The sequence below is a fragment of the Azospirillum sp. B510 genome (assembly GCF_000010725.1).
Taxonomy (GTDB): Bacteria; Pseudomonadota; Alphaproteobacteria; order Azospirillales; family Azospirillaceae; genus Azospirillum; species Azospirillum lipoferum_B.
This window is the reverse complement of sequence record NC_013858.1, coordinates 78,208-100,046: the sequence shown is the minus strand read 5'-3', so window position 1 is coordinate 100,046 and position 21,839 is coordinate 78,208. Positions and strand designations below refer to the sequence as shown.

Annotated in this window: 17 protein-coding genes; 10 read left to right on the top strand and 7 right to left on the bottom strand. The window is 69.0% G+C overall.

Features of this window, described 5'->3' with window-relative positions; translation table 11 throughout:
* Positions 1 to 65: 65 nt before the first annotated feature.
* Both AZL_RS27760 and aceA read right to left on the bottom strand, forming a co-directional pair.
* Entirely contained in the window at positions 66 to 629 is a 564-nt protein-coding gene (locus AZL_RS27760; RefSeq protein ID WP_012977720.1) for a DJ-1/PfpI family protein, read from the bottom strand.
* Between the two features lie 574 nt (positions 630 to 1,203).
* Entirely contained in the window at positions 1,204 to 2,481 is a 1,278-nt protein-coding gene (gene aceA, locus AZL_RS27755; protein WP_012977719.1) for an isocitrate lyase, read from the bottom strand.
* Positions 2,482 to 2,783: 302 nt separating this feature from the next.
* On the opposite strand from aceA, the gene AZL_RS27750 reads away from it, so the two are divergent.
* From AZL_RS27750 to AZL_RS27730, 5 genes are all read left to right on the top strand, one after another.
* Positions 2,784 to 4,226 carry a helix-turn-helix domain-containing protein gene (locus AZL_RS27750; RefSeq protein ID WP_042445995.1) on the top strand — a complete coding sequence of 481 codons (1,443 nt, stop codon included), beginning with the start codon at positions 2,784 to 2,786 and terminating at the stop codon, positions 4,224 to 4,226.
* Positions 4,227 to 4,466: 240 nt separating this feature from the next.
* Entirely contained in the window at positions 4,467 to 5,240 is a 774-nt protein-coding gene (locus AZL_RS27745; RefSeq protein WP_012977717.1) for a ferredoxin--NADP reductase, read from the top strand.
* 254 nt (positions 5,241 to 5,494) lie between these two features.
* Positions 5,495 to 7,276, top strand: coding sequence for a glycosyl hydrolase family 17 protein (locus AZL_RS27740; RefSeq protein WP_012977716.1), 1,782 nt, complete (start codon positions 5,495 to 5,497; stop codon positions 7,274 to 7,276).
* A 75-nt stretch (positions 7,277 to 7,351) separates the two neighbouring features.
* On the top strand, positions 7,352 to 7,978 hold the full coding sequence (locus AZL_RS27735; protein WP_012977715.1) for a LysE family translocator: 627 nt from the start codon (positions 7,352 to 7,354) through the stop codon (positions 7,976 to 7,978).
* A 224-nt stretch (positions 7,979 to 8,202) separates the two neighbouring features.
* Complete coding sequence (locus AZL_RS27730) at positions 8,203 to 9,714, top strand: response regulator (protein WP_247894526.1); 1,512 nt, start codon at positions 8,203 to 8,205, stop codon at positions 9,712 to 9,714.
* A gap of 25 nt (positions 9,715 to 9,739) precedes the next feature.
* Here AZL_RS27730 and dapB read toward each other — a convergent pair whose 3' ends face one another.
* A complete protein-coding gene (gene dapB / locus AZL_RS27725) occupies positions 9,740 to 10,537 on the bottom strand; it encodes a 4-hydroxy-tetrahydrodipicolinate reductase (RefSeq protein ID WP_012977713.1) in 798 nt (265 codons plus the stop codon).
* 75 nt (positions 10,538 to 10,612) lie between these two features.
* The gene (gene znuA, locus AZL_RS27720; RefSeq protein WP_012977712.1) at positions 10,613 to 11,590 is read right to left on the bottom strand and encodes a zinc ABC transporter substrate-binding protein ZnuA; all 978 of its coding nucleotides are present in this window, start codon (positions 11,588 to 11,590) and stop codon (positions 10,613 to 10,615) included.
* Between the two features lie 89 nt (positions 11,591 to 11,679).
* Between znuA and znuC the strand changes: the two genes are divergently transcribed.
* A complete protein-coding gene (gene znuC / locus AZL_RS27715) occupies positions 11,680 to 12,495 on the top strand; it encodes a zinc ABC transporter ATP-binding protein ZnuC (RefSeq protein WP_247894525.1) in 816 nt (271 codons plus the stop codon).
* On the top strand, positions 12,488 to 13,273 hold the full coding sequence (znuB, locus tag AZL_RS27710; RefSeq protein ID WP_012977710.1) for a zinc ABC transporter permease subunit ZnuB: 786 nt from the start codon (positions 12,488 to 12,490) through the stop codon (positions 13,271 to 13,273). Before znuC ends, znuB begins: the two co-directional genes overlap by 8 nt.
* 302 nt (positions 13,274 to 13,575) lie before the next feature.
* Here the strand turns inward: znuB and AZL_RS27705 are convergent, their stop codons facing one another.
* The 3 genes from AZL_RS27705 to glnK form a co-directional block, all read right to left on the bottom strand.
* Positions 13,576 to 16,176, bottom strand: coding sequence for a DNA translocase FtsK (locus AZL_RS27705; RefSeq protein ID WP_148219694.1), 2,601 nt, complete (start codon positions 16,174 to 16,176; stop codon positions 13,576 to 13,578).
* A gap of 74 nt (positions 16,177 to 16,250) precedes the next feature.
* Complete coding sequence (locus AZL_RS27700) at positions 16,251 to 17,507, bottom strand: aminotransferase class I/II-fold pyridoxal phosphate-dependent enzyme (RefSeq protein ID WP_012977708.1); 1,257 nt, start codon at positions 17,505 to 17,507, stop codon at positions 16,251 to 16,253.
* A 293-nt stretch (positions 17,508 to 17,800) separates the two neighbouring features.
* Complete coding sequence (glnK, locus tag AZL_RS27695; protein WP_012977707.1) at positions 17,801 to 18,139, bottom strand: P-II family nitrogen regulator; 339 nt, start codon at positions 18,137 to 18,139, stop codon at positions 17,801 to 17,803.
* A 422-nt stretch (positions 18,140 to 18,561) separates the two neighbouring features.
* On the opposite strand from glnK, the gene AZL_RS27690 reads away from it, so the two are divergent.
* The 3 genes from AZL_RS27690 (at position 18,562) to AZL_RS27680 (ending at position 21,809) form a co-directional block, all read left to right on the top strand.
* A complete protein-coding gene (locus AZL_RS27690) occupies positions 18,562 to 19,836 on the top strand; it encodes a UbiH/UbiF/VisC/COQ6 family ubiquinone biosynthesis hydroxylase (RefSeq protein ID WP_012977706.1) in 1,275 nt (424 codons plus the stop codon).
* A 132-nt stretch (positions 19,837 to 19,968) separates the two neighbouring features.
* Complete coding sequence (locus AZL_RS27685) at positions 19,969 to 20,637, top strand: LolA family protein (protein ID WP_012977705.1); 669 nt, start codon at positions 19,969 to 19,971, stop codon at positions 20,635 to 20,637.
* 122 nt (positions 20,638 to 20,759) lie between these two features.
* Positions 20,760 to 21,809 carry an AraC-like transcriptional regulator QhpR gene (locus tag AZL_RS27680; RefSeq protein ID WP_012977704.1) on the top strand — a complete coding sequence of 350 codons (1,050 nt, stop codon included), beginning with the start codon at positions 20,760 to 20,762 and terminating at the stop codon, positions 21,807 to 21,809.
* Positions 21,810 to 21,839 lie beyond the last annotated feature (30 nt).

The window sequence follows — 21,839 nt, the reverse complement described above, 5'->3', positions numbered from 1 at the left end:
AAAACGAAACGGCCGCCGCACCCTGTTGGTGCGGCGGCCGTTTCGGGACCGGCTGAGGATGGAGATCAGGCGGCCGCGCGAACGGATCCCAGCTCGGTGAACAGCTTCACCACGGCTTCGACGAACTCGTTCAGCTGGTCCTGGCCCAGCGCCGAGACCGTGATGTCGTCGACGACCAGCGCCTCGTCGCTGATCCGGCCGCCGGCGGCGGTCAGGTCGGCGCGGTAGGCTTCCGGAGCGGCCAGCAGGCGGCCGCGCAGCTTGCCGGGGATGGCGAGCAGCTGGATGCCCTGGTCGATGGCGGCGATCGGCTTGCCGGCATCGAGGAAATGACCGACGATGCGGCGGGTGTGGGCCGACTGCTGCAACTTGGCCACGCTGCGCTCACCGCCCGGCAGCACCAGCATGTCGAAGTCGGCGCCGAGCGCCTCGCTCAGATGCTTGTCCACCGGGAAGTAATGGCCCCAGGACTTGCCGTGCCAGCCGTTGACCAGACCCGTCTCGGTGGAGATGGTGCGCAGGGTGGCGCCGGTCTTGATCAGGGCGCGTTGCGGCTCGGTCATCTCCGCTTCTTCGAAGCCGTTGGAGACGAGGATGGCGATGGACTTTCCTGCGAGCGATTGATCCATACTGTCTTGTCCTTTCATCGTTTCACCAAAGAACGCCGGAAGCTCTCCGATGGCATGTCGACCAGGGGAGACCCCGTCGGGGCCCCGCCGGAGCGGGGAGGCGGTCGGCAAACGGTCATCGCCGCGCAAGCGGTTGCGCGGCGGCCAGTTCCGCCCGCCGGTGGCCCGAGGTCGGGGTGCCGGCGTGTGGGACCTTCACGTCCCGGATCGGTTTGTTTTCAGCATGCGGACTTAATTGGTCCCGATATGATCCCAAGTCAACAAGGGATTCCGCGCCGCACCCAAGCCCACGTCTTGGCGGAATCGCGGCCATACAGGCGATTCGGCGGCGTTTTTCCAGCCCCGCTCAAGACTTTCAGGCCGTCCGGACCGTACCACCGGTTGATGTGGCGCAAGGCTGCCATACCATGGGGGCTTGGCTACACCGAAGGCTTATCGCCAATGCCCCGCCCACACGCAAAAAAGCGGCCGGGGGGAAGGCCCCCGGCCGTCGGCAAGTCAAAGCATCAGCCGTTCGAAAAGATCCAGCTCGCACACTGGATCACGGACCAGTCCCAATGATCGGAACCCGCGATCAATGGAACTGGTCAGCCTCGGTGGAGTCCTTGTACGCGGTGGTCGAGGAGGTGCCGCCGGAGATCGCCGTGGCGACCGCGTCGAAGTAGCCGGTGCCAACTTCGCGCTGGTGCTTGGTGGCGGTGTAGCCGTCCTTCTCGGCCGCGAACTCGGCCTGCTGCAATTCGGAATAGGCGGCCATGCCGCGCTCGGCGTAGCCCTTGGCGAGCGTGAAGGCCGAATAGTTCAGGCTGTGGAAGCCGGCCAGGGTGACGAACTGGAACTTGTAACCCATGGCGCCCAGCTCGCGCTGGTACTTGGCGATGGTGGCGTCGTCCAGGTTGGCCTTCCAGTTGAAGGAGGGCGAGCAGTTGTAGGCCAGCATCTTGCCGGGGAACTGCTTGTGCACGGCCTCGGCGAAGCGGCGCGCCTCGTCCAGGTTCGGCTTGGAGGTTTCCCACCACATCAGGTCCGAATAGGGCGCGTAGGACAGGCCGCGGGCGATGCAGTGATCCACACCCATGCCCTTCTTCAGGCGGAAGAAGCCTTCGGTGGTGCGGCCGCTGTCGAAATCGATGAAGGGATGGTCACGCTCGTCGATGTCCGAGGTGATGAGCTGCGCCGACTCCGCGTCGGTGCGGGCGATCACCAGGGTCGAGGTGCCGCAGGTGTCGGCGGCCAGACGGGCGGCGTTCAGCGTGCGGATGTGCTGCTGCGTCGGGATCAGCACCTTGCCGCCGAGATGGCCGCACTTCTTCTCCGACGCCAGCTGGTCTTCCCAGTGCACGCCGGCGGCACCGGCCTTGATCATCGCCTTCATCAGCTCGAAGGCGTTCAGCGGGCCGCCGAAGCCGGCCTCGGCGTCGGCGATGATCGGCGCGAACCAATAGGTGTCGCCCTTGCCCTCGGAGGTCTGGATCTCGTCGGCGCGCTTGAAGGTGTTGTTGATGCGCTCGACAACCGCCGGGACCGAGTTCACCGGATACAGGCTCTGGTCCGGATACATCTGGCCGGCCGTGTTGGCGTCGCCGGCGACCTGCCAGCCCGACAGGTAGATCGCCTTCAGGCCGGCCTTGACCGCCTGCATCGCCTGGTTGCCGGTCAGCGCGCCCAGCGTGTTGATGTAGGGCTCGGTGTTCAGCAGCTCCCACAGGCGGCGCGCGCCCAGCTCGGCCAGCGTGTACTCGATCTTGACCGAGCCGCTCAGACGCTTGACGTCGTCCATGGTGTAGTCGCGGCGGATGCCCTCGTAGCGGGCGGCGTGGATGGCGGTCTTGGTCTTTTCATCGAGCGACATGGGTCAGGTTCCTTGTTGTCCGGCGCGCCCGGCGATCGGGGCGGAACTGGGGTCTCGGGGCGGGCCTTTTGTCGGTCCCGGCATCCGGTTGCGGACAGTGGCGTTTCCTCCCGCCTTGGCTCTGCCGTCCGGTGTCTTCGGGGCCGCTTGCGCTTTACAGCGCGGCCGTGGATCAACAGTTAAACCCGGCCCGAGTGCGTTGCAATAAGCCCTTGTTTGTAAAAAGGTCCGTTTGTAAACTGCTGTCTTCACAAGGCTGTAAATCGGTAAATCTTGTAAAGCGGAGAGGTGCGGTGGCGAGCATGGACAAGAAGGCGATGCTGGGTCCGAAGGTCCGCCGCCTGCGCCGCGACCAGGGGCTGACCCAGGCGCAGATGGCCGACCAGCTCGGCATCTCCCCCAGCTATCTGAACCTGATCGAGCACAACCAGCGCCCGGTCACCGTGCCGCTGCTGCTGAAGCTGGGCCAGCGGTTCGGCGTCGATCTCCAGGCCTTCGCCGAGGATGAGGAAAGCCGGCTGGTGGCGGGATTGCGCGAGGTGTTCGCCGACCCTCTGTTCGATGGCTCCGACATCAAGAACCAGGATTTCCGCGAACTGGCGGCGGTGGCGCCGACGCTGGGCCAGGCGGTGGTGGCGCTCTATCGCGGCTTCCGCGGCGCCCGCGACGATCTCCAGGCGCTGGCGGAGCGGGTGGCGGACCACGAGAAGCTGCATCTGGTGCAGGCCACCGGCTTCCCCCAGGACGAGGTGCGCGACCTGTTCCAGACCCATTCCAACCACTTCCCCGAGCTGGAGGCGGCGGCGGAGAGCCTGTGGCAGGACGGCAAGCTGGAGCGCGGCGACCTCTATCGCGGGCTGGTCGATTGGCTGAGCACCCAGCACAGCGTCCGCGTCCGCCTGCTGCCGTCGGAGGTGATGGGCTACGCCGTGCGCCGCTTCGACCGCCACAGCCGGCGCATCCTGCTGTCGGAGATGCTGGCGCCGTCGGGCCGCACCTTCCAGTTGGCCTGCCAGATCGCGCTGCTGCGCCATCGCGACCTGCTGAACGGCATCGTCGACGCCGCCAACCTGTCCGACGACGAGGCGCGGCGGCTGACCCGCATCGGGCTGGCCAATTACTTCGCGGCGGCGGTGCTGATGCCCTACGCCCGCTTCCACGAGGCGGCGACCCAGCTGCGCTACGACATCGAGATCCTGCGGCGGCGCTTCGACGCCTCCTTCGAGCAGGTCTGCCACCGGCTGACCACCCTGCACCGCTCGGGCGCCAAGGGCGTGCCCTTCTTCTTCATGCGGGTGGACAGCGCCGGCAACGTGTCGAAGCGCTTCTCCGGCGCCGGCTTCCATTTCGCCCGCTTCGGCGGCGGCTGCCCGCGCTGGATCGTCTACGAGGCGTTCCGCACGCCGGGCAAGATCCACAGCCAGATGGCGGAGATGCCGGACGGCACCGCCTATTTCTCCATCGCCCGCACCGTGGTGAAGGCCGGCGGCGGCCACCGCAGCCCGCCGCAGCAGTTCGCCGTCGCGCTCGGCTGCGACGTCCAGCATGCGGCTCAGGTCACCTATGCGGATGGGTTCGACCTGACCAACACCGACGCCGCCACGCCGATCGGGGTGAACTGCCGGCTGTGCCCGCGGCTGGACTGCTCGCAGCGGTCGTTTCCGCCGTTGAATCATCGGCTTATCGTCGACGAGAATCTGCGTGGCCTCTCCCCCTACCTGTTCGCGCCGCCCAGCGCCGAATAGGCCGCCGCTTGACCGGGATCAATGTTGTACGGCACGGACTGTGTTGTTTGCCGGAAAGCCCGCCGTCCGGCTGGTATAAATCCGTGGCCTTCGGCCGGGTTTGTTGATAGGGTCCGGCGCGTTGCGTCGCGGCAGCCCCGCCCGCGCCCCCGCGCACCGGCCACCTGAACGCAGCGTCCCGGACATTGGTTTGAACATTGCCAACAGAGCTTGGCCTCGACAGGTTTTGGAACGCCCCAGATGAGCAACTTGATCAAAGAGCGCGTGCTGACCGTTCACCACTGGACCGACACGCTGTTCAGCTTCACCACCACGCGCGATCCGTCCTTCCGCTTCCTGCCGGGGCAGTTCACCATGATCGGGTTGGAGGTCGAAGGCCGGCCCCTGCTGCGCGCCTACAGCCTGGTCAGCGCGCATTACGAGGAGACGCTGGAGTTCTTCAGCATCAAGGTGCAGGACGGCCCGCTGACCTCGCGGCTCCAGCATCTGAAGGAAGGCGACACGCTGCTGGTCAACCGCAAGGCGACCGGCACGCTGATCACCGACAACCTGCTCCCCGGGCGCAACCTGTATCTGCTGAGCACCGGCACCGGCCTGGCGCCGTTCCTCAGCATCATCAAGGACCCGGAGATGTACGAGAAGTTCGACCGGGTGATCCTGACCCACGGCACCCGCACGGTGGCGGAGCTGGCCTATGACGACCTGATCCATCACAGCCTGCCGGAGAACGAGTTCTTCGGCGAGCAGGTGAAGGAGAAGCTGCTCTATTACCCGACGGTGACGCGCGAGCCCTTCCGCAACCAGGGCCGCCTGACCACGCTGATGGAGACCGGCAAGCTGTACGAAGATCTCGGCCTGCCGGAACTGGACGCCGAGAAGGACCGGGTGATGATCTGCGGCAGCCCGGCGATGCTGGCCGAGACCACGGCGATGATGGAGAGGCGCGGTTTCGTCATGGGCACCAACGGCGAGCCGGGCGGCTTCGTCATCGAGAAGGCGTTCGTCGAGCGGTGAGTGCCGGGGGGGCCGCTTACGAATGCCCCCTCCCCAACAAATTCGCTCCCCCGCCGGAATAAACGCCCCCTTCCACCCGTTCACCAATCCGTGACGATGGCACGTCACTCAATCCTTGACCGACTGACGGGCGCGTCTCCCCCGGGGACGCGCCCATTTTCTGTCCGGAGCCTCGTGAATAAAATCGCCGTCCGGCCTGTTGGTGAGTCGGTCGCCGTTCAAACCGTCAAGCCTTTGGTGTAGACATCCCGCCCATGCGCCTGATCCTGATCCTCGCCGCGCTGCTCGTCGCCGGCCTCGCCAATCTCGCCGTCTGGTCCCTGCCGAACCTGCCGGTGCCGCTCGACCCGCCGCCGGGCGGCAAGCTGCGCAGCGTGTCCTTCGCCCCCTTCCGCGACGGGCAGAGCCCGCTGACCGGCGTCCTGCCCTCCACCGCCCAGATCGAGGAGGACCTCGCGGCGCTGGCGCCGCAGGTGGCCGGCATCCGCACCTACACCTCGCTGGAAGGCTTGCAGGTGGTGCCGGAACTGGCGCGCAAGCATGGCCTTCAGGTCACCATGGGGGCCTGGCTGTCGTCGAAGACCGAGAAGAACGAGGCGGAGATCGCCTCGTTGATCGCGCTGGCGAACCGCTATCCCGACGTGATCACCCGCGTCATCGTCGGCAACGAGGTGCTGTTGCGGCGCGAGCTGACGCCGGAGCAGGTCGCCGGCTACATCGACCGCGTCAAGGCGGCGGTGAAACAGCCGGTGTCCTATGCCGACGTCTGGGAATGGTGGCTGAAATACCCGCAGATCGCGGATCACGTCGATTACCTGACCATCCATCTGCTGCCCTATTGGGAGGATGTGCCGGCCGGCGTCGAGGGCGCCACCGAGCGCATCCGCCAAAGCTACCGGACCATCGCCCACCGCTTTCCCGGCAAGCCGATCCTGGTCGGCGAGACCGGCTGGCCGACCGCGGGCCGCTCGCGCGGTGCCGCCGTGCCGGGGCTGGTCAACAAGGCGAAGTTCGTCAACGCCTTCGTCCGCATGGCCGAGCAGGAGGGCTTCGACTACAACGTGATCGAGGCCTTCGACCAGGAATGGAAGGCCAAGCTGGAGGGCACCGTCGGCGGCCATTGGGGCCTCTACAACGCCGACCGCAAGCCGAAATTCTCGCTGGCCGGGCCAGTGGTCGGCAATGTCGCCTGGCCCTGGCTGTTCGCGGCGTCGAGCGGGTTGGCGCTGGCGCTGCTCGGCGGGCTGGCGCTACCGCGCCGCCATCTGCCGGGCACCGGCTGGGTCGCGCTGATCCTGCTGGCCCAGACGCTGTCCACCCTCTTCGTCCGCGCCGCCTTCCTGGCGGAGCATGGCAAGCGTTACTGGCAGGACGTCACCCTGGCCGCGGTGATGCTGACGCTGACCGCGGCGCTGGTGCTGACGGTGCTGCTGACCGCCCACCGCGCGCTGGCGAGCGGCGGTCTGGCGAGCGAGCCGCTGACCGGGCTGCGCCATGCCCGCCCGGCCCTGACCCGCACCGAATGGGTCGGGCGCTGGAGCGCGGTGGCGCTGGGCGGGATGGCGCTGGTCTGGTCGCTGCTGATCATCGGCGACGGCCGCTACCGCGACTTCCCCAACCCCTATCTGCTGATCCAGGCGGTGGCGCTGCCGGCGCTGGGGCTGATCCGCGCCGCCCGCCGTCCGGCGGGGACGGCGATCGGCGACGCGCTCGGCATCGCCGGCCTGTTCCGGCCGGCGGTTCCCGTCGCCGATGGCGGGCCGCGCGGGCTGTGCGGCGCGGTCCGCCGCCTGCCGGTCGAGTCGGCTCTCGGCTTCGGCCTGCTGCTGGCGGCGCTGCTGACCGTGGTGGCGGAGGGCTTCGTGCCGCTCGAATCGCTGATCTACGGCCAGCTACCCGTCCTGGAGGCGCTGCACGAGGTCGATTGGACCCGGCCGAACTGGGAGGCGCTGGGCTGGGCCGGCTTGCAGATCCTGCTGGCGCTGCCCTTCCTGAAAACACTGTGCGGCGCGCGGCGGCCGCCGCGGCGGATTTGATCGCAGGCGGACGTTGCGCGCGCCGCCACGCTGTGGATTGATGAACGGATCATCGCCCCACCGGAGATCCGTTCGATGTCCCCAGATCTTTGGCTCGCCTTCGCCGCCGCCGCCACCATCATGCTGATGATCCCCGGGCCGACGGTGCTGATCGTGGTCTCCTATGCGCTGGGCCATGGGCGGAAATCGGCGATAGCGACGGTGGCCGGCGTGGCGCTGGGTGACTTCACGGCGATGACCGCCTCGATGCTCGGGCTGGGGGTGCTGCTGTCGACCTCGGCGGCGCTGTTCACCCTGCTGAAATGGGCGGGGGCCGCCTATCTGGTCTATCTCGGCATCAAGCTGTGGCGGGCGCCGGTCAAGGGAACCGACGCCGTGGCCGACGAATCGGCGGTGCGGCCCTGGCGCATGATGCTGCACACCTATGCCGTCACCGCGCTGAATCCCAAGAGCATCGTCTTCTTCGTCGCCTTCCTGCCGCAGTTCCTCGACGCCGCCCGGCCGCTGGCCGAACAGATGGTGGTGATGGAGGCGACCTTCCTGGTGCTGGCGACGCTGAACGCCGCCGGCTATGCCCTGCTCGCCTCGGCGGCGCGGCGCGCGGTGCGCACCCCCTCGGTGCAGCGGGCGGTCAATCGGGTCGGCGGGTCGCTGCTGATGGGGGCCGGGCTTCTGACCGTCGCCTGGAAGCGCACCGCCTGACACGGTCGGGCGGCCAGCCCGCAAGAAGTGTGCGCATGGCGGCGGCTTCATTGACAAATCATTATAACCTCTTCGAAAATTGTCGGCACATCGGGGGGATGCACGCGCCGGTACCTTGCGGGAGGCCGGCGGAGGCAAATCGGTCCGCGGGGGCGGTGATGTCCGACGGCAGCAGCAGGGACGGAATGGCGGGAGAAGGTCGGCGGCCTTCCCCTGGAGATCTGTTGGAATTCGCCGCGGAGGCCGAGAGCGCGGCCGAAGGACGGCGCAACCCGCCCTGGCTGGTCCTGATCGTCGATGACGATCACGAGGTCCACGCCATCACCCGCGTCGTGCTGGGCGAAATGATTTTCGAGGAACGGCCGGTCCGCTTCCTGTCGGCCTATACCGCGCGGCAGGCCCGTATCCTGCTGGCCGAACATCCCGGCATTGCCGCCATCCTGCTGGATGTGGTGATGGAGACCGATGATGCCGGATTGAAGCTGGTCCGCCATATCCGCGAGGAGATGGGCAACCGCCACATCCGCATCATCCTGCGCACCGGCCAGCCGGGACAGGCGCCCGAACGGGAGGTGATCGACAGCTACGACATCAACGACTACAAGGCCAAGAGCGAGCTGACGGCGCAGAAACTCTACACCGCCGCCGTCGCCGCATTGCGGTCCTACCAGCACATCGCCACCATCGAGCGCAGCCGGCAGGGGCTGGAACGGGTGCTGGAGGCCGCCGTCCATCTCGCCGGGCTGCGGTCGCGCCCGCAGTTCCTGGCCGGGCTGGTCGCACGGGCGGCGGCGCTGGCGACCGACGCCCGGTCCGCCCTGCTGTGCGGAATCGGCGGGGACGGCGCTCCGGCGATCCTGGCGGCGGCCGGGGTAGCGCTCGATGAGTTGCCGGCGGACCTGGCGGATGACGTCATGGCGGCGCTCGCCGACGGCCGGGCGCGCTGGAACCTGCGGAGCGGGACGGGGCATGGCGTGGCGGTGCTGCACAGCCGCGATGCCGCGCCGCTGGCGCTCTGCCTGATCGGCGGCCCCTTCACCGATGGCGACCGGCCGCTGCTGGAGCTTCTCTGCACCAAGGCGGCGGCCGGGCTCGACAATCTGCGGCTCTATGAACGGCTGAACCAGGCGCAGGTCGCGACCGTCCATGCGCTGGGCAAGCTGGCCGAATACAAGGACGAGGTCACCGGCGACCATGTCAGGCGGCTGGGCCGCTGGGCCACCGCGATCGCCCGTGAACTCCACGCCCGCAACAATTTCCCCGACCAGTTGGACGAGTGGTTCTGTGACACCATCGGGCTGGCCAGCGTGCTGCACGATGTCGGCAAGGTCGGCATCCCCGACTCGATCCTGCGCAAGCCCGGCCGGCTGGACGACGCGGAAATGACGGTGATGCGCGAGCATGCCGCCATCGGCGGCAGCATCCTGCGCGACGCCTGCGACGGCGACCGCCGCGGTTATCTGTCGATGGGGGCGGAGATCGCCGAAAGCCACCACGAGAAGTTCGACGGCAGCGGCTATCCGCGCGGGCTGGCCGGCGACGCCATTCCGCTGGCCGGCCGCATCGTCGCCGTCGCCGATGTGTTCGACGCGCTGCTGCACCGCCGTCCCTACAAGAAGGCGTGGGACATCGCCGAGGTGTTGGACCTGCTGCGCGCCGAAGCGGGCGGGCATTTCGACCCGCGCGTGATCGAGGCCTTCCTGGCGGTGCTGGAGCGCGACGGGACGGGGGTGTAAGCCCCGCCCCGCCTGCCCCGTCCGTTCAGAGGCCCAGCACGTTGCGCATGCTGTAGAGGCCCGGCGTCTTGTCCTGCGCCCACAGGGCGGCGCGGACCGCTCCCTTGGCATAGATCTGACGGCCGGACGCCTTGTGGGTCAGTTCGATCCGCTCGCCGTCACCGGCGAACATCACGGTGTGGTCGCCGATCACGTCGCCGCCGCGCAGCGTGGCGAAGCCGATCTCGCCCTGTGGCCGGGCGCCGGTGTGGCCGTCGCGCACCTTCCGCCAGACATCCTCCAGCGCCACCCCGCGCCCGGCCGCCGCGGCATGGCCGAGGCCGAGTGCCGTGCCCGACGGCGCGTCCACCTTGCGGCGGTGGTGCATCTCCAGGATGTCGATGTCGAAATCGTCGCCCAGCGCGTGCGCCACCTGCTCCACCAGCGCCAGCAGCAGATTGACGCCCAGCGACATGTTGGGCGATTGGACGATGGCTGTGTGGGTGGCCGCGGTGGCGATGGCCGCCTGTTGCGACGGGTTCAGGCCGGTGGTGCCGATGACCAGCACGGTTTCCGACTGGGCCGCCAGCGCCGCATGACGCTCCGTCGCGTCGGGGCTGGTGAAGTCGATCACCGCGTCGGCCTCGGCGAACAGGGCGACCGGGTCGTCGATGGCGGTCACGCCCAGCGGGTCGATCCCGGCCAGGACGCCCAGATCCCTGCCCAGAGCCGGGCCCCCCACCCGCTCGGTCCCGCCGGCCACCGTGCAGCCCGCGGTCGCCGCGATCTCGCGCAGCAGCATCTGGCCCATGCGCCCCGCGCACCCGACGACACCGATCTTCATGACACCCATCCCTTTCAGCTCCCGCGGCCGGCTTTCCCCGCCCTCCCAGCGGTTTAGCACAGGCCCGGCCGTGGCTTAAGCGCCAAGGCAGCCGCGCAGCGATGCGGCGAGGTTGCGCATCAGGGTGGGATAGAGCGCCTCGCCCTCCGGCAGGTCGGCGCCCTCGGGATCGAGCACGCCGGTCTTCGCCTTGGTGCCTTCCACCACCGTGCGGACCAGCGTCGGCTCGAACTGCGGTTCGGCGAAGACGCAGGCGGCGTTCAGCCCGGCGATCTTGGCGCGGATGGCCGACAGCCGCTTGGCCGAGGGGCGGCGGTCCGGGCTGACGGTGATGGAACCGACCGCCGACAGGTCATAGCGCGCCTCGAAATACTGGTAGGCGTCGTGGAAGACGACGAAGGGCTTGTCCTTCAGCGGCGCCAGCGTCGCCTTCAGCTCGGCGTCCAGCGCGTCGATCATCTGAAGCGTACGGTCGGCGTTGGTGCGGTAGGCCTCGGCATCGGCCGGATCCTTCGCGGCCAGCGCCTCCGCCGTCGCGGTGACGATGGCGCGGGCATTGGCGGGGTCGAGCCAGATGTGGCTGTTCAGCTCGTCGTGATCGTCGTCATGGTCCTTATGATCATGATCCTTGTGGTCATGATCCTTGTGGTCATGCCCCTCATGCCCATGGTCATGCGGCTCCCAGGCGCCGCCCTCGCGGGTTTGCAGCAGGGTCAGGCCCTTCTGGTCCATCAGGGTCAACCGCGTCGCCTTGGACGCGTTGGCCTTCAGCGGCTTTTCCAGGAAGCCTTCCAGTTCCGGCCCGACCCAGACCACCAGATCGGCGGCCGACAGCGCCTTCGCGTCCGACGGCTTCATCGTATAGCTGTGCGGCGAGGCGCCACCGCGCACCAGCAGGACCGGCTCTCCCACCCCATGCATGACAGACGCGACCAGGGAATGGATCGGCTTGATCGACACCACCACCTTCGGCGCCTCGGCATGGGCCGGCAAGGCGGCGGCCGTGGTGAGAAGGGCGGCGGTCATCATGGTGGACAGCGCGGTAAGGCGCATGGGAGGGATCCTCTTGACGTGCTGGACAGGCTTCCGGTTTCAGCGCATAGGGGAACCGGTTCCACTTTGGTGTCACGTTATAACGTAACATGTCAACACCCCAGCCAAGCCGCCTCCAGCCAAGCCAGGATCCATCCGCCCTGTTCAGCGGCCCGCTCGCCTGGACCGAGGATCTGACCGTCCGTTTCGGCGGCCGCACCGTGCTGGACCGCGTCAGCATCGCCGTCCAGCCGGGGGAGGTGGTGACGCTGATCGGCCCGAACGGCGCCGGCAAGACGACGTTGGTGCGCGCCGTGCTGGGGCTGGTGGCGCCCGATGGCGGACGGGTGCTGCGGCGCCCGAACCTGCGCGTCGGCTACATGCCGCAACGGCTGGCGGTGGACCAGACCCTGCCGCTGACCGTCCGCCGCTTCCTGGCGCTGTGGCGGCCGGTGACCGCCGACCGGGTGACGGCGGCGCTGGAGGAGGCCGGGGTGACGCGGCTGGCCGAGTCCGCGGTGCAGACGATTTCCGGCGGCGAGATGCAGCGGGTGCTGCTGGCCCGCGCCCTGCTGGGCGACCCCGACCTGCTGGTGCTGGACGAGCCCGACCAGGCGGTCGATGTCCATGGCCAGGCCGAGCTGTTCAACCGCATCGCCGAGGTCCGGCAGCGGCGCGGCTGCGGCGTGCTGCTGGTCAGCCACGATCTGCACACGGTGATGGCGCGCACCGACCGGGTGATCTGCCTGAACGGCCATGTCTGCTGTTCCGGCCGGCCGGAGGATGTCAGCCGCCATCCGGAATATCACGCCCTGTTCGGCGGCCATGCCCGCGACCTCGCCGTCTATGTCCATCACCACGACCACGCCCATGCCGAAGACGGCAAGGTCGTGCACGACCATGACGGGGATTGCTGCCATGGATGAGTTCGTGACCCGCGCCCTGCTGGCCGGCGGCGGCATCGCCCTGCTGGCCGGGCCGCTGGGATCCTTCGTGGTGTGGCGGCGCATGGCCTATTTCGGCGACACGCTGTCCCATTCCGCCCTGCTGGGGGTGACGCTGGGCTTCCTGCTAGGCGTCAATCCGATGGTCGGCGTGATGGTGGTCTGCGTGGCGCTGGCGCTGGCGCTGGTGGCGCTGCAACGGCGGCGCAATCTCGCGGCCGACACGCTGCTCGGCATCCTGTCGCATGGCTCGCTGTCGCTGGGTCTGGTGGCGCTGGCCTTCCTGGAGACGCTGCGCGTCGATCTGATGGCCTATCTGTTCGGCGACATCCTGTCGGTGACCGACGGCGACCTGATGGCGATCTATGGCGGCGGCGCCGTGGCGCTGACCGGGTTGGCGCTGCTGTGGCGCCGGCTGCTGGCGGTGACGGTCGACGAGGATCTGGCGCGGGTGGAAGGCATGCCGGTCGATGCCCTGCGGCTGGCCTTCATGCTGCTGATCGCGCTGGTGATCGCCATCGCCATGAAGATCGTCGGCATCCTGCTGATCACCTCGCTGCTGATCATCCCGGCAGCCGCCGCCCGCCGCTTCGCCCGCACACCGGAAGGCATGGCGGCGCTGGCCTCGGTCCTCGGCATCCTGGCGGTCATCGCCGGGATCCTGGCTTCGCTGACCTGGGATCTGCCGGGCGGGCCGAGCGTGGTGGTGGCCGCGGCCGCCCTGTTCCTGCTGGGATCGCTGGTGCCGCTGCGGCGTTGATTGCAATCAACAAAAGAATACGACCGCATGGAATTCCCGTTTCCGGGTGCGCCCGCCTGGGCCATAGTCCCTCGGCGGACGCGATGGCGGACGGGCCGCCATCGCCGCCGTACCAAGGGAGGGTAGGAGGATGGAGAAGATCCTCACTCTCCTGATCCTGGTGCTGGAGATCGTCAAGCGGCTGCTTGACCTTCTGATGCACTAAGATCGGGCGGGCGGACCGGGGAATTGGCGTCCCCGGCCCGCCTACCCCCGATATTGGTGCGGCACCCCATCGCTGTCAACGGGGCACCCGAAAACACTCATTCATCAATGTTGCGCGCCAGAACTTCGCGCTTGCCGGAGTGGTTGGGCTTGCTGACCACCCCCTCGGTCTCCATCCGCTCGATCAGCCGGGCGGCGGAGTTGTAGCCGATGCGAAGCTGGCGCTGGATGAAGCTGGTCGAGGCCTTGCGCTCGCGGCAGACCACCGCGACCGCCTTGTCGTAGAGGTCGTCGCCGGAGCCGCCGCCGGTGCCGGGCAGGCCGCCGTCCTCGAAGGACTCCTCGCCCTCCTCATCCTCCAGGATGGCGTCGACATAGTTGGGCTCGCCCTGCGCCTTGAGGAACCTGACGATCTGCTCGACCTCGTGGTCGGAGACGAAGGGGCCATGGACACGGGTGATGCGGCCGCCGCCGGCCATATAGAGCATGTCGCCCTGGCCCAGCAGCTGCTCGGCGCCCTGCTCGCCCAGGATGGTGCGGCTGTCGATCTTGCTGGTGACCTGGAAGCTGATGCGGGTCGGGAAGTTGGCCTTGATGGTGCCGGTGATGACGTCGACCGACGGGCGCTGGGTCGCCATGATCAGATGGATGCCGGCGGCGCGCGCCATCTGCGCCAGACGCTGGATCGCCGCCTCGATGTCCTTGCCGGCGACCAGCATCAGGTCGGCCATCTCGTCGACGATGACGACGATGTAGGGCAGCTCGGTCAGGTCGAGCGGCTGCTCCTCGAACAGCGGCTTGCCGGTATCGGGGTCGAAGCCGGTCTGGACGCGGCGGGTCAGAGACTCGCCGCCCTCACGCGCCTCGCGCAGGCGGGCGTTGTAGCCTTCGATGTTGCGCACGCCCAGCTTGGACATGTTGCGGTAGCGGTCCTCCATCTCCCGCACCGTCCATTTCAGCGCGACCACCGCCTTTTTCGGGTCGGTGACCACCGGCGTCAGCAGATGGGGAATGCCCTCATAGACCGACAGCTCCAGCATCTTGGGGTCGATCATGATGAAGCGGCAGCGCTCCGGCGGCAGCCGGTAGAGCAACGACAGGATCATCGTGTTGATCGCTACCGACTTGCCCGACCCGGTGGTGCCGGCGACCAGCAGATGGGGGAAGCGGGCGAGGTCGGCGACCACCGGCTGGCCGCCGATGTCCTTGCCCAGCGCCAGCGCCAGCTTGCCGCCATGCTTGTCGAAGCCTTCCGCCGCCATCAGCTCGCGCAGCAGCACGGTCTCGCGCTTGGCGTTGGGCAGCTCGACGCCGATGACGTTGCGGCCGGGCACCACGGCGACGCGGACCGACACCGCGCTCATCGAGCGGGCGATGTCGTCGGCGAGACCGATGACGCGCGAGGATTTGGTGCCGGGGGCCGGCTCCAGCTCGTACAGGGTGACGACCGGGCCGGGATGGACCTTCTGGATCTCCCCGCGCACGCCGAAATCCCCCAGCACACCCTCCAGCTGGCCGGCGTTGCGCTGGAGCGCCGCCTCGTCCAGCTGTTCGCCGCGGATGCCGGTGGGCGGCATCTGAAGCAGGTCGAGCGGCGGCAGTTCATAGCCCGCCGGCCCCTCCCCCTCGCCCAGTGGCAGGCGGGTCTGGCGCGGGCCGGTCTTCGCGGCCTCGCGCTCCGCCGCCGCGGATTTGGGCGGAGCGACGATGGGGACGGCGCGCACCGGCCTGTCGGCCGCGGCCGGTGCGGCCGCAGCCGGCACGGCGGACAGGGGAACCGGACCGGCGTCGAGGCCGGCCGGGGGAAGCGGGGTCACCTGTACGGCCTCGTCGAAGCGCGGGCGGTTGCGTTTCGACGGATCGCCGCCGCGCAGCGACTCGTCCACCGCGACCGAGGCCGCCTGCGCGGCGTTGCGGCCATGGCGGCGCAGGGCATCGACGCCGCTGCCGAAACCGCGGCGGACAAGATGGACACCGTTCACCATGCCGCGGCCGAGCGCGCGGAAGCTGGCGATCCATTCGCCGATGGACAGGCCGGCGGCCAGGAACAGCACCAGCCCGCCGCCGACCGCGGCGGCGGTCGCCACCATCGGTTCGGCCCCGAACAGGTTGCCGACGCCGCGCAGCAGCACTTGGCCGATGCTGCCGCCGGGCAGCGGAGCCAGCGGATCGGTGGAGGCGTCGGTCAGCCCGGCCAGCGCCATCGACACCAGGAACACGCCCCACAGCGCCAGCACGGTGCGGAACAGCGGGTTGCCCAGTTTGCGCTGCGCCCCCAGCCGCCAGCCCCAGAACATCGGCACCAGGGCGATGACGAAGGCGGACCAGCCCAGCGACTGGATCAGCAGATCGGCGGCATAGGCGCCGGGCGTGCCGAACAGGTTGCGCGCCCCCCCCGGGGTGGCGGGAATCGAGTTCAGCGAGGCGTCATGCGGGTCGTAGCTGCCGAGCAGCACCATCAGCAGCAGGCCGAACAGCCCCAGCGCGAATCCCATCGCCTCGCGGGCGCGGGCGACGACGAAGGCGCGCATCGCCGGGGAGAAGAAGGGCGGCTTCTCCTGCCGGCCGCGGCCCGGCCGGATGCGGTCCTTGCCCGCTTCATTGGCGGTGTCGCGGGGGCCCCCCTTGCGCGGGCCGGGGGCGGTCCGTCCCAGGCTGGGCCGGGGTCGCGCGGAGGGGGGGCCGGCGGGTCGGGCCATGGGATGGAAACCTCGTGCTGTAGAATCTGAAACCGGAACTTGGAAAACCGGAACTTGGGACCGGCCGGAGCCGGTCAGCCGAGAATGCGGACGATGGCGGCGCAGGCCTGGGCGACGGTGTCGGCGTCCTGCACCAGGGCCACGCGGATGAAGGCGTCGCCGGGGTTCGGCTCGCCGGGATTGCCGCGCGACAGATAGGCGCCGGGCAGCACGCGGACCGCTCCCTCCGCCCACAGCCGCTTGGCCGCCTCCTCGCCATCGCCGACCTCCAGCCACAGGAAGAAGCCGCCGGCGGGCCGGTAGTAGCCGTAGCGCCCGCCCAGCTCCGCCTCGGCCGCCGCGAACTTGGCGCGGTAGGCGGCCCGGTTCTCCTCGACATGCGCCTCGTCGCGCCACAGCGCGGTGCTGGCCGCCTGGATCGGCAACGGCATGCCGGCGCAGCCATAGCTGCGCAGGCGGGAGAAGCGCCCGATCAGCGCCGGGTCGCCGGCGACGAAGCCGGAGCGCAGGCCGGCGGCGCTCGACCGCTTGGACAGGGAGTGGAAGACCAGCAGGTTGGCCCAGGGCTTGCCGTCGTCATGCGGCAGGCCGGCGGCAACCTGGAGCGCGCCGGCCGGCGGCGCGTCCAGCCAGATCTCGGCATAGCATTCGTCGACCGCCAGCACGAAACCATACCGCCGCGCCAGCCCGATCGCCTTGGCGAGATAGGCCGGGCTGGCCGCCGCCCCCTGCGGGTTGGCCGGGGTGCAGAGGTAGAACAGCGCCGTGCGCTCCAGCAGCTCCGGCGCCAGGGCGTCGAGGTCGGGCAGGAAACCGGTTTCGCGCGTGGCCGACAGGAACACCGGCTCGGCCCCCGCCATCACCGCCGCCCCTTCATAGGGCGCGTAGAAGGGGTTCGGCATCAGCACCGCCGGCTGACGCCCGGCCTTGCGCGCCGGCACCGCCAGCAGGGCCAGCATGAACAGCGCCTCGCGCGTGCCGGACAGCGGCAGGACGGAGCTGTCGGCATGCAGCAGACCGGCCGGCAGGCCGTAGCGGCGGGTCAGCCAGTCGCCGGCGGCGGCGCGGAACTCCGGCGTGCCGCCGACCGGCGGATATTTGTTCCAGCCCGACGCCGACGCGCGCAGCGTCTCCTCCAGCAGGACGGGCGGGGCATGCTGCGGCTCGCCCACCGTCAGCAGGATGGGGGAGACGTTGGCGCGCGGGGTGATCGGCGCCAGCAGATTGGCCAGCCGGGTGAAGGGATAGTCGGTCAGCAGGTCGAGCCGGTCGTTGCCGATGGCCTCGGTGAAGACGGCACCGCTGTTGACGCTGAAATCGGCAGAGACCATGACGACGCAAACCCTCTTCGCACCCCGGATGCCGCGCCCCGGCCGGGAACGGCGGCCATGTCTTGTGGAAGGCCGATCCTATCGGCGCCGCCCAAGGGGCACAAGCGCCCAGAGCCCGCGACAGTGGACGGGTTGCCGAACGGTCACGGCGGAGGCCGGCCGGCGGAAGCTGAACGGCCGGCACGAAAAGGCGAAGGCGCGAAAAGATGCGGGCGGGAGACAGGCGCGCGAGGCGCGCCCGCCGGGTCCGTTCCCGCCCGGTGGAGCGGACCCGATCGGAAACGGTACCGCCCTTACAGCGCTTCGGCGTTGGTCTCGCCGGTGCGGATGCGCACGGCCTGGGCGATCTCCAGCACGAAGATCTTGCCGTCGCCGATGCGGCCGGTGTTGGCGGCCTTCTGGATCGCCTCGACCACCTGTTCATACTGGTCGTCGGACACCGCGACCTCGACCTTCACCTTGGGCAGGAAGCTCACGGAATATTCGGCGCCGCGGTAGATTTCCGTCTGGCCCTTCTGCCGGCCGAAGCCCTTGACCTCGCTGACGGTCAGGCCCTGGATCCCGAGCGACGTCAGCGCCTCGCGCACTTCGTCGAGCTTGAACGGCTTGATGATGGCCATAACCAGTTTCATGTGGCTTCCCCTTAAAGCGTTGTTCCGGCCGCGTGCAAGATCTTGGCCGCCCCGTTGCGGTTCCAGTCCGGCCCGACAGCCGTCCCGTCCTCCCGCCGATGGCCCAAGCCTGTTCGCGTCAGCCGCAAAAATCAACGGTTACAAGAATCGTGCCGGTTGAAATATGCTGCGATGATGAGACTATGCCCGTTGATTGGGCGCCTAAAAGAACGGCATCCGCCTAAAATACGATCATAGGCAGCCCGCCCGGCGGCCGGGCAACCGATGACCAGGGGGCGGATGCCGGACAGGACACTGGACAGGACGCGCCCGTGCGACAATTGTCTGAACGCGCGACGGCGCCGGCAAGGCGGAGGGGCAGGACCCCGACCCGGCCGGCGATCGGCGCACATGCAGCCTAAGGCGAGAGGACAGCGAGCATCATGGCCGTACCGGGCACCGAATCGGGCAAAGCGACCGTCCCCCCGCAGGGCGGCGACATCACCACCGAGGTCGTGGTGCTGGGCGGCGGTCTGGCCGGGCTGACCATGGCGGCGGCGCTGGCCAGCGCCGGCGTGCCGGTGGTCTGCATCGACCAGGACAGCCCCGAACGCATGGGCGACCGCGAGTTCGACATCCGCACCACGGCGATCTCCTACGCCTCCAAGATGGTGCTGGAGGCGGCGGGCGTCTGGCACCACATGGCCGATCAGGCCGGGCCGATGCTGGACATCCGCATCGCCGACCAGTTCTCGCCGCTGTTCATCCATTACGACCACACCGAGCTGGCGATGGAGGGCAAGCACCTGCCCTTCGGCTGGATCCTCGACAACAAGGACATCCGCCGCGCCCTGTTCGCCCGCGCGGCCGAGCTGCCGGGACTGGTCCATCTGGCGCCGGCCAAGGCGGTGACGGTGGAGCGCGACCGCTCCGGCGTCGCGGTCCGGCTCGCCGATGGGCGCACCGTGCGCGGCCGGCTGCTGGTCGGCGCCGACGGGCGGCGGTCGATGGCGCGCGACAGCGCCGGCATCAGGGTGCGGCGCTGGTCCTACGACCAGAGCGCCATCATCTGCACCATCCGCCACACGGAACCGCACAAGGGCGTCGCGGTCGAGCATTTCCTGCCCAACGGCCCCTTCGCCGTCCTGCCGATGACCGACAACCGCTGTTCCATCGTGTGGAGCGAGAAGGCCGCGCTGGTCGACAGCTATCTGAAGCTGCCCGACGACCAGTTCATCGATGAGTTGCAGCGGCGCTCCGGCGGCTATCTCGGCGAGATCACGCTGCTGACCAAGCGGGAGGCGTGGCCGCTGTCGGTGCTGCTGGCCGACCGCTTCATCGCCGACCGGCTGGCCCTGGTCGGCGAGGCGGCGCACGCCATCCATCCGATCGCCGGCCAGGGGCTTAATCTGGGCATGCGCGACGTCGCGGCCCTGGCGGAGGTGGTGGTGGACGCCCACCGCCTCGGCCTCGACGTCGGCGGGCCGGAGGCGCTGGCCCGCTTCCAGCGCTGGCGCCGCTTCGACACCGTGCTGCTGGCGGCGGTGTGCGACGGTCTGGTCCATCTGTTCTCCAACAGCATCCCGCCGGTCAAGCTGGCGCGCCACCTGGGCATGGCGGTGATCAACCGGCTGCCGCCGGTCAAGCGCTTCCTCATGAAGCACGCCATGGGCGTGGTCGGCGACCTGCCGCGGATGATCCGCGGGCAGCCTCTCTGATCGGGCCGCTCCGGATGTCCCCCTTCGAGGCAATCGCTTCGCCCCGGCACCGGTGATCCTTGGCAGCGGGGGGCGGACGCCTTATGTCCGCCTCATCGCCCGCTCAAGCCATTCGGGCCAAGACGACCAAGGATGACCACCGTGCCTCGCCGCCTTTCCGCCGCCCTGCTGGCCGCCGCCCTTCTGCTGCTGCCGGCCGCGTTCGCCCCGTCCGCCATCGCCGCCCCGGCCACCCCCGTCTCGCTGTCGGCGCAGGACCAGGCCGTCGTCGCCAAGGTGGAGGCCTATCTGAACGGCATCACCACCCTGCAATCCAAGTTCCTCCAGGTGGCGCCGAACGGCCGGCAGGCGACCGGCACCTTCTCGCTCTGGCGGCCCGGCCGGATGCGGCTGGAATATGACCGGCCGCTGAAGGATTTCATCGTCGCCGACGGCAGCTTCGTCTTCTATTGGGACGGCGAGATGCGCCAGCAATCGAGCGCCCCCATCGGCTCGACGCTCGCCGACTTCATCCTGCGCAGCGACATCAGGCTGTCTGGCGACGTCACCGTCACCGAGGTGTTCCAGTCGCCCGGCGTGATCGAGGTCAGCCTGCTGGAGACCAAGGATCCCGGCAAGGGCACCCTGACCCTGGTGTTCGAGGACCGTCCGTTCCAGCTGCGCAAATGGCGCGTGCTGGACGCCCAGGGCCTGACCACCGAGGTCGCCCTGCTGAACCCGCGCACCGACGTCACCTTCGACCGCGACATGTTCTATTTCAAGGAGCCGGCGCGCGGATCGGATTTCGGCCGCAACAACTGAACGGCCGGCGCCCTCCATTCGTAGACCTATCGTATAATTTCCAGGGCGAATGGTCTCTGGCAGCCTGATTTCCGGCACGATGTTTGCTGCGTTGCGGCAAAACGGCTGCGAGGGGCTGTGTCATGAGGCCGCACCGACCAACGATTGGGCAAACCGGCGACCAGCGCCCAAACTCTGTGCAACACAACATCCTGGCCGCGGCGGCGTCCGGGGTATCCGGCTTCATCGCCGCGCAGGGCGGCTGCCCCGATCAGGTGTTCCACCGCGTCGGTGTGGAGGAGCGGGCGCTGGGCCAGCCCACGGTGGCGCTCGACCTCCGCGCCTATGTGGCGATGATGGAGGTGGCGGCGGCGGAGACCGGCAACGACAATTTCGGCCTGATGTTCGGACGCCAGTTCCAGCCGGAGATGCTGGGTCTGATCGGGTCCATCGCGCTGGCGGCGCCGACGCTGGGATCGGCGCTCGACCATCTCGCCCGGCTGTTCCCCTTCCACCAGCAGGCGACGGAAACCCGTTTCGTCCGTGACGGCGAGCTGTTGCGGCTGGAATACCGCATCCTCGACGGCCGCATCGTCGAACGGCGGCAGGATGCCGAACTCACCATGGGCATGTTCGCCAATGTGGTGCGCGCCTGCCTCGGCCCGACCTGGATGCCGGAGGAGGTGCATTTCGAACATCCCAAGCCCGAGGGCTGGCGCCAGCACGAGGCGCTGTTCGACGCCCCCGCCCATTTCGGCCAGCGCACCAACGCCATCCTGCTGCGCGACCGCCACCTGGACCGCCGCATGCCCGGCGGCGACATGGCGCGGCTGACCGCGCTGTGCGGCACGCTGATCGACATCGCCCACGACACCGGCACGCCGCCCCTGCTCGACCGCGTCAAGGCGGAGGTGCGGGCGCGGTTGCCGGAAGGCCCGCCCTTCGTCGAAGACATCGCCGACCGGCTGGGCATCGCCCGCTGGACCCTGCAACGCCGGCTGGCCGACGAGGGGCTCAGCTTCTCCGATCTGGTGGAGGGGGTGCGGCGCGATCTGGCCGCGGTCTATATCCGCCAGCGCCATGTCCCCATCGCCGACATCGGCGCGCTGCTGGGCTATTCGGAGGTCAGCGCTTTCAGCCGGGCGTTCCGCCGCTGGTTCGGCCTGTCGCCGCTGCGGATGCGCGGCGCGTAATCATTTCCCGGATTTCGGCCTTCGCTTTCC

Coding starts and splice junctions, on each gene's coding strand:
- AZL_RS27745 (WP_012977717.1), top strand. CDS start 4,467: ATGAGCAACTTGATCAAAGAGCGCGTGCTGACCGTTCACCACTGGACC.
- AZL_RS27740 (WP_012977716.1), top strand. CDS start 5,495: ATGCGCCTGATCCTGATCCTCGCCGCGCTGCTCGTCGCCGGCCTCGCC.
- AZL_RS27750 (WP_042445995.1), top strand. CDS start 2,784: ATGGACAAGAAGGCGATGCTGGGTCCGAAGGTCCGCCGCCTGCGCCGC.
- znuC (WP_247894525.1), top strand. CDS start 11,680: ATGTCAACACCCCAGCCAAGCCGCCTCCAGCCAAGCCAGGATCCATCC.
- glnK (WP_012977707.1), bottom strand. CDS start 18,139: ATGAAACTGGTTATGGCCATCATCAAGCCGTTCAAGCTCGACGAAGTG.
- znuA (WP_012977712.1), bottom strand. CDS start 11,590: ATGCGCCTTACCGCGCTGTCCACCATGATGACCGCCGCCCTTCTCACC.
- AZL_RS27680 (WP_012977704.1), top strand. CDS start 20,760: ATGAGGCCGCACCGACCAACGATTGGGCAAACCGGCGACCAGCGCCCA.
- znuB (WP_012977710.1), top strand. CDS start 12,488: ATGGATGAGTTCGTGACCCGCGCCCTGCTGGCCGGCGGCGGCATCGCC.
- dapB (WP_012977713.1), bottom strand. CDS start 10,537: ATGAAGATCGGTGTCGTCGGGTGCGCGGGGCGCATGGGCCAGATGCTG.
- AZL_RS27685 (WP_012977705.1), top strand. CDS start 19,969: ATGACCACCGTGCCTCGCCGCCTTTCCGCCGCCCTGCTGGCCGCCGCC.
- AZL_RS27705 (WP_148219694.1), bottom strand. CDS start 16,176: ATGGCCCGACCCGCCGGCCCCCCCTCCGCGCGACCCCGGCCCAGCCTG.
- AZL_RS27735 (WP_012977715.1), top strand. CDS start 7,352: ATGTCCCCAGATCTTTGGCTCGCCTTCGCCGCCGCCGCCACCATCATG.
- AZL_RS27690 (WP_012977706.1), top strand. CDS start 18,562: ATGGCCGTACCGGGCACCGAATCGGGCAAAGCGACCGTCCCCCCGCAG.
- aceA (WP_012977719.1), bottom strand. CDS start 2,481: ATGTCGCTCGATGAAAAGACCAAGACCGCCATCCACGCCGCCCGCTAC.
- AZL_RS27700 (WP_012977708.1), bottom strand. CDS start 17,507: ATGGTCTCTGCCGATTTCAGCGTCAACAGCGGTGCCGTCTTCACCGAG.
- AZL_RS27760 (WP_012977720.1), bottom strand. CDS start 629: ATGGATCAATCGCTCGCAGGAAAGTCCATCGCCATCCTCGTCTCCAAC.